Source organism: Pseudomonas sp. Sample_24 (assembly GCF_004307605.1).
Classification (GTDB): Bacteria; Pseudomonadota; Gammaproteobacteria; order Pseudomonadales; family Pseudomonadaceae; genus Aquipseudomonas.
In genome coordinates, this window is the sequence record NZ_RCNW01000388.1 from 127,255 (window position 1) to 143,749 (window position 16,495).

Here is a 16,495-nt window from a genome sequence, read left to right on the forward strand (position 1 = left end):
TGTCCCAGCTTCTTGAGCATCGTTTACAGGGAAGTAGATCCATCTGAATGAGTTCGTGTTATCCACCTTTTGGAGACAACTCATGGCAACTCTCTGTGAAATATGTAACGCGAGACCAGCGGTCGCGCGGGTGACCGTATCGCAAAATGGCCAAGCCAGAACAATGTCCGTTTGCGACCACGATTACCGCCAACTCTTACGCCATCAAAGCATGTTGAATCCATTCGACTCTCTGTTGGGCGGGGGAGTCTCTCGCTTTTTCGACAGCATGGGCGGCGCAAAGGATCAGGGGGGCGATGACTTCAGGCTCTCTGCGCAAGTACCTCGAGAATCTGTCGATGCAACCGATGCATTCAGTTCCCAGACGCTCGAAATTTTGCAGCGCGCCGGAGAGAAAGCCCACGAACTGAACCGCAGCGATCTCGATACCGAGCATCTGTTGTACGTGCTGGCAGATACCGATGTTGGTGCGGCTTTGCTCAAGGAGCTGAAGCTTTCTGCGGACGATATCAAAGGCTACATCGATCAACATGCGCAGAGGGGCACTGCCGAGGTTTCGGTCGATCAGATGACCATTTCTCCGCGCTTGAAGAAAGCGTTCAATTTTGCATTCCAGGCCTCTCGTGATTTAGGGCATTCGTACGTAGGCCCCGAACATTTGTTGATCGGGCTTGCTTCTGTCCCGGAAAGTATTGCCGGGACGTTGCTTAAAAAATACGGCGTAACGCCTGAAGCCTTGCGGCAGAAGGTGGTCAAGGTGGTGGGCAAGGGGGCTGAAGATGGGCGAGTCGATACCCCGACGGGAACGCCGACACTCGACAAGTTCGGTCGCGACCTGACGTCGTTGGCTCGCGAGGGCAAGCTTGATCCCGTACTCGGACGTGCGCAGGAAATCGAAAATACCATTGAGGTGCTGGCACGGCGCAGAAAAAACAATCCAGTGCTTATTGGTGAACCCGGCGTTGGTAAAACAGCCATCGTTGAAGGGCTTGCACAGCGTATCGTCAAGGGTGACGTCCCTGAGATCTTGCGTGGCAGACGGCTCGTTGAAGTCAATCTGAACTCAATGGTTGCGGGCTCCAAATATCGTGGTGAATTTGAAGAGCGCGCCAAGCAACTGCTTGATGAAGTCGCCGCAAAAAGCTCGGAGCTTATTCTGTTCATCGATGAGTTACACACGATCGTTGGCGCGGGGCAGGGTGGTGAGGAGGGCGGCCTGGATATTGCCAACGTACTGAAACCCGCATTGGCACGTGGGGAGCTTAGTTTGATCGGTGCGACGACACTCAATGAGTATCAAAAGCACATCGAAAAAGACGCAGCGCTTGAACGACGCTTTCAGCCTGTGCTGATAGCCGAGCCCACCGTCGAACAGACCATCATTATCCTGCGTGGGCTGCGCGATAAGCTTGAGGCTCACCATCAGGTCACATTCGCCGATGAAGCATTTGTGGCGGCAGCAGAGCTGTCGGATCGTTACATCACCTCGCGCTTTTTGCCGGACAAAGCCATTGACCTGATCGATCAGGCAGCCGCCCGCGTCCGAATCAGTTCCTCCTCAAGGCCGGCTGGCATTCAGGAGCTGGAAGCCGAAATCACGCAGCTTAAACGTGAACAGGATTATGCATCCTCCCGTAAACGTTTTGATGAATCCAAAGGCTTCGAAGAACGCATTGGTCAAAAACAAGCGCAACTGGGGGAGGAAACAGAAGCCTGGGAGCGCAAGACCGGTTCCGAAACCCTTGAGGTGACCCTGGAGTCAATTGCCGAAGTTCTGTCCCGTCTCACCGGTATTCCAGTGACTGAGCTCACGCAGGCAGAGCGTCAAAAGCTGTTGAACATGGAAGACACTTTGCGTGATCGGCTGGTCGGACAGGAAGATGCCGTTCTCGCGGTCAGCGATGCTGTTCGTTTGTCTCGAGCCGGCCTTGGCCAGGCGAACAGACCTATTGCCACGTTTCTCTTTCTTGGCCCTACGGGCGTCGGCAAAACCGAACTTGCCAAAGCGCTGGCGGAAACGGTGTTTGGTGACGAGCAATCGATCATTCGTATTGATATGTCGGAGTACATGGAGCGTCATGCTGTTGCCCGGTTGATAGGCGCGCCACCCGGTTATGTGGGGTACGACGAAGGCGGGCAGTTGACAGAGCGTGTTCGCCGCAAGCCCTACAGTGTGATTCTGCTCGACGAGATCGAGAAGGCGCATCCCGATGTGAACAACGTATTACTGCAGGTATTCGACGATGGGCGTCTCACGGACGGCAAGGGGCGTGTTGTGGACTTCAGCAATACGATCATCATTGCCACCAGCAACTTGGGCTCTCACGTGATCATGGAGAATCTTGAGCGCCCAGAAGATGAACGCCTTACGGATAAAGCGTTACGTGATGAATTAATGGGAGTCTTGAAAGGGCATTTCCGTCCCGAATTCCTGAACCGTATTGACGACATCATCGTGTTCCATGCCCTTACCCGTGACAACATCCGGTCGATTGTGAGCATTCAGCTTGATCGGGTCATTCGAACCGCAGCTGCACAGAACATCACAGTGAAAATTGATGGTTCACTCATTGATTATCTGGCGGATGTTGGCTATCAGCCTGAGTTCGGCGCGCGCGAGTTGAAACGTCAGATTCGCCAGGCCGTCGAAACGCGGCTTGCGAAGGAAATGCTCGCTGGCAAGCTGGAAGCCGGCGATAGTGTTGAGTTGGGCTACGACAAGGGGCGTGGCGAAGTGATCTTCAATAAGGTGGCGGTGGATGTGCCCAAGGCCTCGGAAGAGAGTAGTCCACCCGAACCACCCGATGATCTGGCACCTATTGCGGCGACCGGGACTTAGCCTCAATACACTCACGATGCCTGGCAACGGGTCTGTTGATCAAGACGTGCAATGATGTATTGGACGTCACGTTCACAGGCCCAATTGGCTACCGCGGACCGCCACGCCGGCGCGGTACTCGATCAGTTGAAAGGGCGCACCGCGTGATGCTCAGTCATACCAATGTGTGCAGCTCGTCGATGGCGGTGAGCACCTCGGGCTCCTGCCGTCCGCAGGAGCGTTACCTGCATGTGATGCCCATGTTCCACCTCGCCGACTTCGCAGCGAGAGATCTCAGTGGTATCGACCCTGCCCCTAAGCCTGGAAAATGACAGATTGCCCGGGATTGATTGCGACTTCTATCGAGCGGCGAGCATCATCAGGTCGACTACTGGACGTAGCAATACTCACAGGTGGCTGCTGAGTTGTGGGGGGGCTTCACTTTTTATTTGCAATCGTCAGCGTTCCTTTGTCCATCCGGCAATTTCTTCAGCCTGTAGGCAAGTGCTGGCCGAGTCATTCCTAGCAGGCGCGCGGCTTCTGAGACATTTTGCCCAGCGCGCTCCATCGCCCCCTGCAAAAGTTGTTCTTCCATAGTATCCAGACTCACTCCCGAGTCGAGTAACCGATCCACCCACTCATGCGTTGGCTCTAACGTCTGACTGATCAAATGACCTTCGCTCGACAGACCGATGCTATGAGCTTCGGCGGACAGGTGTGGGAACAGTGCCTCTACCGAAATGCTTTGGTTGCTATCGGTAATGATTACTCCGCGCTCCATAAGGTTTTCCAGCTCGCGAATATTGCCAGGCCAGTCGTAGCGCAAGCAGGCTTCGCTAGCACGATCGGAAAGGCCGAGGGTTTTTTTCTGGTAGCTCAAATGCAGCTTTTCAAGGAAATGCTCGATCAACAGTGGGATGTCTTCGCGACGCTCGCGCAGCGCGGGGATTCGGACTGGATAGACATTCAATCGGTAGTAAAGGTCGGCGCGAAAACGTCCTTCTTTCACGGCTTGGCCGAGGTCTTCGTGAGTAGCACCGATGACGCGCACATCCACACTGCGGGTCTGGCTGTCACCCACTCGTTCAAGTTCCCCTTCCTGCAAAACGCGTAGCAAACTGGCTTGAGCTCGTGGCGTCAGCTCGATGATTTCATCGAGAAACAGTGTGCCGCCATGCGCCCGTTCGAAGCGACCCATGCGAGATTGTTGAGCGCCGGTGTAGGCGCCTTTTTCCACTCCAAACAACTCAGCTTCAATCAGGTCCGGCGTTATGGCGGCGCAGTTAAGGGCAATGAAAGGACCTCCGGCGCGCTCGCTTCGTAGATGCAAACTTCGAGCGATGACTTCCTTGCCAACACCCGTTTCTCCAAGCAGCAACACAGATGCTTTACCCAGGGCAACCTTGTCAATCAGCTCACAGGTTTTGCGATATATCGCCGAACGACCGATGCCGTAAAACTGACCTTCACGTAGCTCGAGACGTTGGTTCATATTCTCGACTTGAAGCTGCAAGGTGTGCAGTTCGTCGATGATCGAATCATTTTGGAAATAGCGCATGAACGTATCGGCATCCTCCCATTCCTCAGCGGGCTTGCCGATGATTCGACATATGTTGTCGCCGCATCCTCGGCAACTGACTTCCTTGTAAATGATTTGTCTGCCAATGAAGAACGACGAATAGCTGATCGCGTATCCGAGCAGCATCCAGCAAATCGGCTGGTCAGAATGCAGTTGTTCACTCTGGTGGTTTTCTACTTCAAAAGAGTCAATCCATTCGATGTCGGCGTAAAAGATTCCAGCCTCAATATCAATATCCATCTTCAATGGATGAACCTTGACCATGCCCTTGAGCGAGTGCAACTGAGGTCCTATCAGGAACATATCCATGTCACTGCCGTTGGGGCGTAGTTTTCTCGCCAGCTCCGCGTCTTTCAGCCCGGACTGGTAGCCCAGGCGAAGGAAAAAGCCCTTTGCACGTTCTTCGCCAATCATATCGAGCAGCTCCCGACGAAATGATGCCATCGCTGAAACCTGCATCAGCATCATGCGTTGCTCATCAAGCCAGATCTTACCTTCGCTGCCGAGGAAATGAATTCGATCGGTCAGGTCCTTGAGCAGGGCGGAATGCTCAGCGGCTCGGTATTTCATGGTCATGCAAATACACCCTCTATTTTTTTTGTTGGTGGGGAGGACACGGGGCCTTATACCCAGGCTGGGGCGTAATCGAGGCACGGTATCAGAACTTTGGCGACGACTTGGTTTCGCTAACGTCTATATAGACGCCCCGAAATGCTCCTGAAAGTCAAATGGATATTCAGCGTTTCACCGAGGTTGCTACGGGGCGGGGGCCTCAACGGGTGCTGGCCCGTTTATTTCTGAATGACCATTTGCTCAAACGGCTCCAATTCAGGTTGATCAAATGATCAATTGGTTGAGCTGTATCTCGCCTACGTACCGTACTGGTCGTTCGGATAGAGTTTGAATAAACCACTTAACTAATTGTTTTATCGGGCTTTATTAATGGTGCTGACGACGCTGGCACTGTTGTTGCTCTGTACCTCTGCATAACAACAGAGGAGTACTCGAGCATGAGCCAACCTGGCAACGCCTTCGATCAAATGCCGCGCTACGTCCGTGTGCGCAGCCAGCCAGGCGATGCCTTTGTCGAATTCGATTTCGCCATTGGCTATCCCGACCTGTTCGTCGAGCTGGTGCTGCCGCGTCAGGCGTTCCAGCAATTCTGCGAAAGCAATCACGTGCAGCACATGGACGCACAGATGTCCGATGCCCTCGACGCCGATGCGCGGAAGTGGCGCTACGGCGAAAGCCGCGACACCGAATAAGCCCCCAACAATAACTACAGGACTCCACTCCATGAGCGTCGAGATCAAGACGACCACCGTCGAGACAATCCGCAACACCTTCAGCCATACGCGTCGCCGGTTTGGTGACAAAGTCGCCAGCCGCTACCAGGAAGCGAGTTTCGATCTAGAGTCCGCGACCAATTTCCATTACCGGCCGCTATGGCAGCCGGACAAACTGCTCAATGACGCCACCCGCACAGCGGTGGTGATGGCCGACTGGTACGCGGTCACTGACCCCCGTCAGTACTACTACGGCGCCTACGTTCAGGCCCGAGCCAAAATGCAGGAAAACGCTGAGCACGATTACGCGTTCTGCGAAAAGCGCGACATGCTTGCCAGCCTGTCCGCCCGTAACGTCCAGCTGATCAGCAAGCTGCTGTTGCCGCTGCGGCACGCCGAGATGGGTGCCAACATGAACAACAGCAACATTGCCGCCGACGGCTTCGGCACCAGCGTCACGCAAATGCACATGTTCCATGCCATGGACCGGTTAGGCATAGCGCAGTACCTGTCACGCATCGGCTTGATGCTTGATGACGGCGATGTCCTGTTGCTGGCCCAGGCCAAACAGCAGTGGCTGAACGACCCGGCGTGGCAGGGCCTGCGTCGCTTTGTCGAAGACACATTGGTGGTCCGCGACTGGTTCGAACTGACGGTGGCGCAAAACCTGGTCAGCGATGGCCTGTTGTACCCGCTGCTGTTCCACAAACTCGACGAGCAATTGTCGGCCAACGGTGCCGGCCAGGTTGGCATGCTGACCGAGTTCATGCGCCTGTGGTTCGCCGAAAGCCAGCGCTGGGTTGATGCGCTGCTTAAAACCGTGATCAACGAAAGCCCCGCCAACAAGTCGCTGGTGCAAGGCTGGATCGATCATTGGAGTGCCCGTTCTATCGAGGCACTTCAGCCCCTGGCGGCGATGAGCCTCGATGCATCCTCTCTGGATGCCGTCTGCGCCGAGTTCAGCGCACGCCTGAAAAAAATCGGCCTGACAGGAGCCAGCGAATGACTTCCCTCGTTTACATGAACTTACAAGACACCGATTACGCTCGCTCGATTGTCGACGCAATTGTCCGGGACAACCCCCATGCCGAGATCCAGCATCAACCGTCGATGATCCGCATCGAGGCCAAGGGCCGACTGGATATTCATCGCGAAACTGTCGAGCAATTGACCGGTACCTCGTGGGATATCCAGGAAATGCTGATGTACGTGATCACCCTGGGCGGCAACGTTGCGGAAGAAGACGACAGCTTCTCCCTGTACTGGAACAGCTGATCATCGATCGCAGCCGCCTTTGATCCACAACAAGAATTCGGGAGCGCCATCATGGCCGTGAAAAAACGCCTTAATGCCAAAGAAAAATATCGCTGCATGACCCGTGACCTGGACTGGGAGCCGAGCTACCAGACCCACGAGGACATCTACCCGCATGAACGTTTTGAAGGGATCAAGATTACCGATTGGGACAAGTGGGAAGATCCGTTCCGCCTGACCATGGATACCTACTGGAAGTACCAGGCTGAAAAAGAGAAAAAGCTCTACGCAATCTTCGATGCGTTTTCGCAAAACAATGGCCATACCACGCTGTCGGATGCCCGTTACGTCAACGCGTTGAAGCTGTTCCTGTCGGCCGTCACGCCTCTGGAATACCAGGCGTATCAAGGCTTCGCCCGGGTCGGCCGGCAATTCAGTGGTGCCGGTGCGCGCATCGCGTGCCAGATGCAGGCCATCGACGAATTGCGCCATGTGCAGACCCAGATTCACGCGATGAGTCATTACAACAAGCACTTCAACGGCCTGCATGATTTTGCCCACATGCACGACCGCGTGTGGTTCCTGTCGGTGCCCAAATCGTTCTTCGAAGATGCGCGCACAGCAGGTCCGTTCGAGTTCCTCACGGCGATCTCGTTTTCGTTCGAGTACGTGCTGACCAACTTGCTGTTTGTTCCGTTTATGTCCGGTGCGGCGTTCAACGGCGACATGGCCACGGTCACTTTCGGTTTCTCCGCGCAGTCCGACGAAGCCCGGCACATGACCCTGGGCCTTGAGGTCATCAAGTTCCTGCTGGAGCAACACGAAGACAACGTGCCGATTATCCAGCGCTGGATCGACAAGTGGTTCTGGCGCGGTTACCGCCTGCTGACGCTGGTCGGCATGATGATGGATTACATGCTGCCGAACAAAGTCATGTCCTGGTCCGAGGCCTGGGGTGTGTATTTCGAAGAGGCAGGGGGTGCGCTATTCAAGGACCTGGAGCGCTACGGCATCCGTCCGCCCAAGCATGTCGAGGAGGCCAACAACGCCAAGGATCACGTCAGCCACCAGGCTTGGTCGATTTTCTACCAATACAGTCAGGCGACCAACTTCCACACCTGGATGCCGACCGACGAAGAGCTCGACTGGCTATCGGAAAAGTACCCGGACACCTTCGACAAGATCTATCGGCCGCGCTTTGAACACTGGCGTGCGCTGCAAGAGAAGGGTGAGCGTTTTTACAACCCGACCCTGCCGATGCTGTGCCAAATCTGCCAGATCCCGCTGTCGTTCGGCGAGCCAGATGACCAAACCACCCTCAGCCATCGCAGCGCCGAGCACGAAGGCGAGCGTTATCACTTTTGCTCCCAGGGTTGCTGCGACATTTTCGAATACGAGCCCATCAAGTACATCCAGGCCTGGCTACCCGTGCACCAGATTCTTCAGGGCAATTGCGGTGGCGGGGATGTCGAGTCGGTGGTGCGCGATTACTACAACATCAACCCCGGTCAGGACAACCTCGAATACCTGGGCTCCACCGAGCACCGTCGCTGGCAGGACTGGCACCCCAACGATCGTAGCAGTGCGCCCGCCACGCCCGTTGACCCGGACCTGCGCAAGACCGGTTGATGCCTGAGACGTGTGACGAAGTGGGCCTGCGGGTCCGCTTCGAAAACCCCATTACAAGAAGGACAAGATCATGCCCGTGACTTCCATCGGTGCCTATGAGGCCCAACCCCTGGATCGCCAGGAAAACTTCCATGGATTGCAACTTGTGTACCTTTGCTGGGAAAAGCACCTGATGTTCTGTGCCCCGTTTACCTTTCCGCTGCCACCGGCGATGCCCTTCGCCGACTTTATCGAGCTGGTGGTCAAGCCCTCGATTTCCCAGCATCCGGATGCTGCGAGGATTGATTTCAGCCAGACGCTGTGGCGTCTGAACGATCGCCCGTTCACCCCGGACAACGGGTTGAGCCTGATCGACAACGGCATCGACCACAAAAGCCTGTTGCACCTCAATACACCTGGTTTGAACGGCATTGCCGGCACTTTCAACTGAGGACATGGCGATGAGCTACCAAGTAACCATCGAACCCACTGGCGAGCAGATCGAAGTGGAAGAGGGGCAGACCATTCTCCAGGCAGCGTTACGCCAGGGTGTCTGGCTGCCATTTGCCTGCGGGCATGGCACCTGCGCTACCTGTAAAGTTCAGGTGCTGGAAGGCGAAGCGGACCTGGGCGCGGCATCGTCTTTTGCCTTGATGGATATGGAGCGCGATGAAGGCAAGGTATTGGCGTGCTGTGCGATTCCGCAAAGCGACATGGTGATCGAGGCGGATATCGATGCAGACCCCGATTTCCACGGGCATCCCGTCGAGGACTACCGCGCCGTGGTTAGCGCACTGGTGGACCTGTCGCCGACCATCAAGGGCGTACACCTCAAGCTTGATCGACCAATGGCGTTCCAGGCCGGCCAGTACATCAACCTGCAACTACCCGGGGTTGAAGGCACGCGCGCATTCTCGCTGGCCAACCCACCGAGCCGCGCCGATGAAGTTGAACTGCACGTGCGGCGTGTTGACGGCGGCCTGGTCACTGGCAAGATTCACGATGACTTGAAGGTCGGTGACGCAGTGGATCTGTCCGGGCCCTACGGGCAATTTTTCGTGCGCACTTCGCAAAGTGGCGACCTGATTTTCATTGCTGGAGGCTCGGGGTTATCTAGCCCGCAATCGATGATTCTCGACCTGCTGGAAGTAGGTGATACGCGTCAGATCGTGTTGTTCCAGGGCGCGCGCAACCGGGCCGAACTCTACAACCACGAATTGTTCGAAGCGTTGGCGCGGGACCACGCCAACTTCACCTACGTGCCTGCCCTCAGCCAAGCGGAAGAGGATACCGACTGGACAGGCTTCAAAGGCTACGTGCATGACGCCGCGAAGGAGCATTTCGACGGTCGCTTCAGCAGCCGTAAAGCTTACTTGTGTGGCCCGCCCGTGATGATCGATTCGGCGATTACGTGCCTGATGCAAGGGCGGCTGTTCGAACGCGACATCTTCATGGAGCGCTTCTATAGCGCCGCCGATGGCGCCACTGAAACCACACGGTCGGCGCTGTTCAAACGCATCTGAGTTCAACCGCAACACAACGCCAGACGCTGCTGACCTCCCGACGGGAGGCACGGTCTCGGCTGACTATAAAAACAACAAAAGGGCACCTCCTTATGAAAGCTGTATTTCGAGTCGCGCGTGCAAGTCATCTGTGCGGTGCCGGATTGAGCCTGCTGGCAGCTTCCAGTGCCGGGGTTCATGCTACCGAAGGCGGTGGATCGTCCTACCCGATGGGGGCGGAAAGCTACATGTCCGGCGCCATGCCACCACCGGGCTTGTATACGCAATTCTTTGTCAGTCACTACGAGGCCGATTCCCTGCGCGGCAACCATGGCGAGAAAGTGCCGGTGGACTTCAGGGCGCGGGCAAACGCCATAGCCCCGCGATTGATCTGGGTCACCGAGCAGCAGGTGCTGGGTGGAAATCTGGCCATCCATGCCATCGTGCCACTGGTGGACCTCAAGGTTGAGCTCAACGGCCAGTCGCAAAGTAAACAGGGGTTGGGCGACATCATCTTCGGACCGGCGCTGGGCTTTCATCACAGCGAAAAGCTGCACAGCATTGTCGCCCTGGATTTTATTGCGCCATCAGGTGACTACGATCGCGGAGACCTGGCCAATATCGGGCGCAATTATTGGGTGGTTGAACCGGTGGTGGCGGTGTCCTATATCGACCCGAACGGGCTCAACGTCGATGTGAAAACCATGTATGACTTCAACCTGCGCAATAAGGCTACCGACTACCGTTCTGGCCAGGAGCTGCATGCAGATTATGCAGTGGGTTGGGGCTTGGGTAATGGCTGGGTAGTCGGTGTGGGCGGTTACATACTCCAACAGACCACAGACGACCGGCAAGACGGTGATCGTGTCGAAGACAATAAAGGGAGGACGATAGCGATCGGCCCTTCTGTGAAATACACGAGCGAAAAGGGCTGGTTTTTAACAGCCAAGTGGGAGCAGGAGACCCAGGTTCGTAACCGTGCAGAAGGTAATGCGTACAGGGTGAAGCTGACGATCCCTTTTTGATCAGTTCTTAGGTTTTTAAGGACTTTTGACGGCGGGGAGCCCGATACCCACTACAGTTTCGAACTTCAACGTCGGGTGCGCCAGCACTACTCCACCATCGGCCCCGGGTATAAGCGAGACATGGACAAAATTGATTGCCCCAAAATGCAAGGGCCGGGCTGGGGCCGATAACTTCATCAGCTGGATGTTTTGATCCTGCTTGTCAAACTGGAGGCAACAGACACCGGTTTCTATCAACTCCCCAGCGATAGAGCCTGCGGAACCCGATAAGATTATGTCTTGAACGTTTGAATCCATCTAATTGCGCGATTAAATTTTGATGATCCCAAGGAAAGTGACGGGCGAGGTTGGTACCTGATAAATAGGCAAGAGACCTTACAAACATGAACGCTGTCTGGGGAGCATACTTTTCCAGCGCGTATGCCATAAAGCCTTTAGCTATTTCATTAAACTCTGGAGTTAAGTCAAGCTCGGCCCAATCAATTTTCAGTGCGACCCCACCGTCGTACCATGTCCACACATTCAACCGGGTATTTGACATAGCGTGGCTGGTCATTGGTACGTGTTCGAATGGCAACTTGGGCCGGGCCCTGAAACACATAAGCAGCTAAAGAGGAGGCGGGTGAAGGGTGACCTCGACCGGCGGATTTAGACAAGCAAACCTCCTTAATTTTCACGGCGGGTCCAGGCTGCCGAGGCTCGTTCGGCGTTATGACGATTGGCCGACTCTGCTAGATAACGACTCGCATAGCGTCGTGGCATGGTCGAGGCATCGGACCAGCCGCATACCCGCCGGAGTTCATCCGTAGCCCGCTCCAAATCATTACCGCGTGTTTCGACCAGATAGGCCAAGAAACGGTCTGCGAAGGTGTGGCGAAAGTCATGCGCAGAGAGTGTAGGCAACAACCCAGGATGAGCCAGTTCAATGGTCAGAAATAGCCGATCTAGGACGTTAGACAGTGCGCGAATCGACAACGGGCGGCCTCGGTCAGAGATGAACAAATAGCGATACAGCAATTTCATCGATTTTCCATCACGCAATGGGCGACGCTCGCTCTGGATATAGCGCTCGTAGACCTCATACAACTGTGTGGAGATACCTACAGTCCGCCCGTGTGTTTTCAGTGCAGGCTCTTCAGCGTGCGGGTCACTTGGGTCATGTTCGCGGTCATTGATGCTGAGATAAGCATGCTGAGAACCCTGATTGATGTCCGTGGCGTAGAGCTTCAGAAGCTCTACGCGGCGAATACCAGTCTCCAGCAGCAATTTAATCATTAGCCAATTGCGCAACTGCAGTCGTTCCGGAAACGGATTCTCCGCAGCGCCCGGGACAATCAATTTGCGAATGATCTGGAGTTGCGTATCTGTCAGGCTGCGGTAACGAGTGCGGTCGGGACGAACATTGATGATATGGCTCTCAAAGCGCCGCTCAATGACGTCGGCGACATCTGCAAATACAACTTCGATGTGAGCCAGGGTGGTTGAGTTATGACGGGCGCGCGGATGTAACGAGTGACGCACCAGGACAGGAACTGTTTCAGCAACCGCAGGTACTGGTCACGGGTACGCGGATCGATCTGCGGAAAGTTACCGTTTCAGCTTTGCCGATTCGCGCGACCAGATTGTCCGCTTGACGGCCGCTTTGGAGCCAGATGGCGTAGCCGTCTAGTAAAGACAGAATCGCCTCAAACTGGCAGGCCAAGATGGCCTCATCGATATCCAGATCTCGGCTTCTGGCATAGGCATAGAAAGCCTGGATAGCACGTAGGTGCGCTGCGGTAGTGTTAAATGCACGATGCCTGAGCTTGAGCTGGACATAGATGAACGGAACGAGCTTGGGCAACGGCGCCGCATCTCCGGTCTGCACGAGCAGCGGTACACGCTGACCAGAAGCGTAACGGCACTGAATCAGCTTCATCGGCAGCCACCTCATTCAATGACGCGCCATGGACACGAAGTACATGGCCCGTTGAGAGAGTGGACGGCAGAACCGGGTTTGTCGAATCAGTGCCTTAAGAGTCTCATGAACATTTCTAACATAGCATCTGGTTTAACATAATATACATTATGCGTAACAGGATATTTCAGAAGCAGGCTCGTTGCACAGGGATTTCAACGCTCTAATCGTCCCAAGGAATACTCATCGAATTGCCAGCGTATCAATCAACTGCAGTTGTTCTGAAAATTGCTCTACCAGTTTTTGTTGGCTGACGATTTCCATATCGGCAAAAATCAAGCCCTGGCGAAATGGCTTCGCTGGCCAGACCGAATCCTGATGAGCCCGTCATCAGCCGATGACGCTTTCCAGATTCCGCCAGCTATGTGCATTTGCAAACTCCACCCGGCAACAACGTCGTTGCGTTTTCAATGTGCCGGCTGGGAAAATCAGTGAGTACTCGATGGCGTCACCCAAATGGTAGTAATGCATCACGCCTGACTGGTTGGGGGAAAATGTCCTGTGGGCGAATCTTCAGCCATCCGCAATATCGTGAGCCGTCCCTGTTGGTCGGTATGGCTTGTTTGTCGGAGCGTAACGTCGATGGTATTCGCTGCATCTGGTGCAGTGCCAGTTCGAGCGCCACGATCAATTGTCCGGCTGAGTCCGTCGCACACTCCTAACGTTTTTTGGCTTGTATTTACGTGTTTTCGCCGACGATCGGCGATTAACTCGACTAAACAGGCATTTAGCGTAGTTATAAAATTCATCCCTTCAACGCTCAGTTCGGATCCAGCAACCCGCCGCTCCAGTTGCGTGAAACACGGCTACCGGTGAATTTGGCCACTACCGCGCCTTGCGGGATCAGGCGATCGCGATAACGCGTGACCATGCGCCCGGTTTGTTCGGCCAACAAGACGACTTGCGAAGACGGATCTCCCGGCCGCCGCAGGATTCGCGCAAACCGCTGGCCTTGCTCAACGACATCGCCCAGCTCTTTTTCAAAGATCAGTACGCCCGATTGTGGCGCGAGAATGGTCTCCATCTGCGCCATGTCCCTGGTCTCGACAGGCCATTCGGCCAGTGCGGTCACTTCGTCGATAATTCCGTAGCCACACAGCCAGGCGTACAGGCCATCGGCGTCTTGCGTGGCGAAGCGGTCGTTGACGTCGCCCTGCCCTCGCAGCTCCAGGGTAGCGGCCATGCGACCTTGCGTCGTACCTTCGCGCAACCACGGAGCGATGATGGTTTCTTCGAATGAGCCATCGCCGCCATTGTCCCAGATGATTGCCACGTCCATCTTCATCGCTGTCGCCAGTTCGTGACCTCGGGGCCAGAAACTGCGATGCACGTAGAGATAGGGAAGTGCTTCGTCATCGGTATGCAGATCAAGCATCACGTCTGCCGACGCGGCCAGTTCTACCAGTTTCTTTTGCCATTGCTGGACATTCGTAGCCGGTTGTTCCATCGCGGCTGATTGATCGAAGTCCCGGTTGAAATTATGGCCGGTAGCATCGTGAAAGCGCCCCAGAATCCGACCTTGGCGAAACTGGCCGATGCCCAGGGGATTGGCCTGTGGCACCACGGTCACGCTGCCCTTCAGTCGGCCCCCGGCCTCGGCCACTGCAAGTCGTTGCATCAAGACGTGCAAGACCAGCATTCCGGCAATTTCATCGGCATGCACCCCAGCCTGCAAGTGCACCTTCGGCCCGGTATTGTCGCCTTCGAAACGCCAGGCACCGACCTGCACCGCGTCACCATTGTTGTTAAGAACGCTGAATGAAACGTCCTGCGCCATGCCCTTCCCCTCTGTCATGAACGTAATTTTTCAGCCTGGTCAACGGGTTCCACATCTGCCGCTGCTGGATAAAGGGGTTGCGACACGGAGCATTCAGCACCGACGACGTCCTGTGAGGGATGCCGGCCGAAAATCATCGCCAGGGTGCCACTGACCGCGATCAAACCGGCGCCGATCATCAACGACACATCCATCAGCGTGCCCCAGATCAGGCTCGACAGCAGGAACGCCCAGATCAATCCCGTGTACTCGAAGGGTGCCAATACCGTCGCGGTGGCGCGCTGGAAACTGGCGAACAGCAGGAACTGGCCGATGCCGCCCAACAGGCCCGCTCCCAGCATGCCTAGCCAGGCCGGGGTCGGCGCTGGCGTATGGGTCCAGGGCAATGCCACCGCCATGCAAATGACGAACACCACGTTGGTGATCAGCATCTGCTCCAGCACCGAGGTCTGGTCATCCACCTGGCGCAGCTGGATATAGGTGAACGCCCAGCACATCGCCGCCAACAGTGTCAGCACAATCGGCAACGGATCGGCCAGATTGTTGGGGCGACAAGCAATCACCACGCCGACAAAACCGATGAGCAAGGTAAACCACTGCCAACCGCTGACGCGTTCCTTGAGTATCGTAGTCGCCAGCACCGTGACCATGATCGGCGCCGAAAAATACAACGTGGTCATTTCCGCGAGCGTCAGGTCCCGGGCTGCCGTGTAATACAGCAGCCACGCAGCGATCGACAGCAACCCGCGCACGACCAGCAAGCGGCGACTGGACGACTGCCACGCACGGCGCACCAGCGACAAACGCCCGATCAGCAAGCACGCAACCGCAACCACCAAGGCTCGCCAGAACAAAATGCTGACCACCGAATAGTCGGCCACCAGCCACTTGATGCCGGCGTCCTGCAACGACAGGAACGCGTAGCCCAAGGTGCACAGGCCGATGCCTTGCAGCGAGCGGTCAACCAACGGTTTGTTCATCATGCGGACCTGCGTACCGGCGTTCCCCGGCGCTCGAAAAAGGCAAACAAGGCTTCGATCAGGAACGTCAGACAGACGTAGACACCGGCCACCAGCAGCAACGGTTCGTAGACTTGCAGGGTTTGCGCTCGAACCACGTTGGCCGCCCCCAGCAGATCGATGACCGCGATGGTCGAGGCCAGCGCCGTGGACTTGAGCAGCATCACGGTTTCCCCGGCCAGGGTCGGCAACAGCAAACGCAAGGCCCGCGGCAGCCGCACGCGCAACAGTGCCTGGCGAGCCGTCATGCCAAACGCCGAGGCTGCTTCCATTTCACCCTTCGGGACGGCCAACAGACCGCCGCGGATCACTTCGCCGACATAGGCGCCAACCGACACCACCAGGGCAAACACGATGTACCAGTAACCATCGCGCAGGTACGGCCAGAGAAAACTGCCGCGAATCAGCGGGAACTGCGCAAACAGGCTGCCGAGTCCGTAGTAGAAGATGTAAATCTGAATCAGCAGCGGCGTGCCGCGGGTCACGCTGGTGTAAAACAGGCTGACCCTGGCGATCACTGTGTTCTTCGAGATTCGCGCCAGGGCTACCAAAATCGCCAGCAAGAAACCCAGCACACTGGCAATCAACAGAATCATGAGGGTCGTTTGCAGCCCCCTGATCAACAGCGATGCGTATTCAACTGTCCACGCTGGAATCATTTCATTTACTC

15 protein-coding genes are annotated in these 16,495 nt (G+C 55.9%); 8 read left to right on the forward strand and 7 right to left on the reverse strand.

Annotated elements, in window-relative coordinates:
• Positions 1-82 precede the first annotated feature (82 nt).
• Entirely contained in the window at positions 83-2,839 is a 2,757-nt protein-coding gene (locus tag D8V06_RS22275) for an AAA family ATPase (RefSeq protein WP_130931815.1), read from the forward strand.
• 424 nt (positions 2,840-3,263) lie between these two features.
• Here D8V06_RS22275 and D8V06_RS22280 read toward each other — a convergent pair whose 3' ends face one another.
• Positions 3,264-4,973 (reverse strand): sigma-54-dependent Fis family transcriptional regulator, encoded by a 1,710-nt coding sequence (locus D8V06_RS22280; RefSeq protein ID WP_130931816.1) that lies wholly within the window; start codon positions 4,971-4,973, stop codon positions 3,264-3,266.
• Between the two features lie 434 nt (positions 4,974-5,407).
• Here D8V06_RS22280 and D8V06_RS22285 point away from each other — a divergent pair, with 434 nt between their 5' ends.
• The 7 genes from D8V06_RS22285 (at position 5,408) to D8V06_RS22315 (ending at position 11,072) form a co-directional block, all read left to right on the forward strand.
• Positions 5,408-5,662 carry a phenol hydroxylase subunit gene (locus D8V06_RS22285; protein WP_130931817.1) on the forward strand — a complete coding sequence of 85 codons (255 nt, stop codon included), beginning with the start codon at positions 5,408-5,410 and terminating at the stop codon, positions 5,660-5,662.
• Between the two features lie 31 nt (positions 5,663-5,693).
• Positions 5,694-6,689, forward strand: coding sequence for an aromatic/alkene monooxygenase hydroxylase subunit beta (locus D8V06_RS22290; protein ID WP_130931818.1), 996 nt, complete (start codon positions 5,694-5,696; stop codon positions 6,687-6,689).
• Positions 6,686-6,958 (forward strand): MmoB/DmpM family protein, encoded by a 273-nt coding sequence (locus tag D8V06_RS22295; RefSeq protein WP_130931819.1) that lies wholly within the window; start codon positions 6,686-6,688, stop codon positions 6,956-6,958. The genes D8V06_RS22290 and D8V06_RS22295 overlap by 4 nt, the downstream gene beginning before the upstream one ends.
• A gap of 51 nt (positions 6,959-7,009) precedes the next feature.
• A complete protein-coding gene (locus D8V06_RS22300; protein WP_130931820.1) occupies positions 7,010-8,566 on the forward strand; it encodes an aromatic/alkene/methane monooxygenase hydroxylase/oxygenase subunit alpha in 1,557 nt (518 codons plus the stop codon).
• Between the two features lie 70 nt (positions 8,567-8,636).
• Positions 8,637-8,996, forward strand: coding sequence for a phenol hydroxylase subunit P4 (locus D8V06_RS22305; protein ID WP_130931821.1), 360 nt, complete (start codon positions 8,637-8,639; stop codon positions 8,994-8,996).
• A gap of 10 nt (positions 8,997-9,006) precedes the next feature.
• On the forward strand, positions 9,007-10,068 hold the full coding sequence (locus D8V06_RS22310) for a phenol 2-monooxygenase domain-containing protein (RefSeq protein ID WP_130931822.1): 1,062 nt from the start codon (positions 9,007-9,009) through the stop codon (positions 10,066-10,068).
• A gap of 92 nt (positions 10,069-10,160) precedes the next feature.
• Positions 10,161-11,072 carry a transporter gene (locus D8V06_RS22315; RefSeq protein WP_130931823.1) on the forward strand — a complete coding sequence of 304 codons (912 nt, stop codon included), beginning with the start codon at positions 10,161-10,163 and terminating at the stop codon, positions 11,070-11,072.
• Positions 11,073-11,274: 202 nt separating this feature from the next.
• Here D8V06_RS22315 and D8V06_RS22320 read toward each other — a convergent pair whose 3' ends face one another.
• The 6 genes from D8V06_RS22320 to D8V06_RS22340 form a co-directional block, all read right to left on the reverse strand.
• Complete coding sequence (locus D8V06_RS22320) at positions 11,275-11,628, reverse strand: hypothetical protein (protein WP_130904836.1); 354 nt, start codon at positions 11,626-11,628, stop codon at positions 11,275-11,277.
• A gap of 110 nt (positions 11,629-11,738) precedes the next feature.
• Positions 11,739-12,593 carry a site-specific integrase gene (locus D8V06_RS22325; RefSeq protein ID WP_241667859.1) on the reverse strand — a complete coding sequence of 285 codons (855 nt, stop codon included), beginning with the start codon at positions 12,591-12,593 and terminating at the stop codon, positions 11,739-11,741.
• Positions 12,594-12,609: 16 nt separating this feature from the next.
• Complete coding sequence (locus tag D8V06_RS30925; RefSeq protein ID WP_241667860.1) at positions 12,610-12,990, reverse strand: hypothetical protein; 381 nt, start codon at positions 12,988-12,990, stop codon at positions 12,610-12,612.
• A gap of 799 nt (positions 12,991-13,789) precedes the next feature.
• Complete coding sequence (locus D8V06_RS22330; RefSeq protein ID WP_130931824.1) at positions 13,790-14,806, reverse strand: succinylglutamate desuccinylase/aspartoacylase family protein; 1,017 nt, start codon at positions 14,804-14,806, stop codon at positions 13,790-13,792.
• 14 nt (positions 14,807-14,820) lie between these two features.
• Positions 14,821-15,786 (reverse strand): DMT family transporter, encoded by a 966-nt coding sequence (locus D8V06_RS22335; RefSeq protein ID WP_130907537.1) that lies wholly within the window; start codon positions 15,784-15,786, stop codon positions 14,821-14,823.
• Positions 15,786-16,484, reverse strand: coding sequence for an ABC transporter permease subunit (locus D8V06_RS22340; protein WP_056855323.1), 699 nt, complete (start codon positions 16,482-16,484; stop codon positions 15,786-15,788). The genes D8V06_RS22335 and D8V06_RS22340 overlap by 1 nt, the downstream gene beginning before the upstream one ends.
• Positions 16,485-16,495 lie beyond the last annotated feature (11 nt).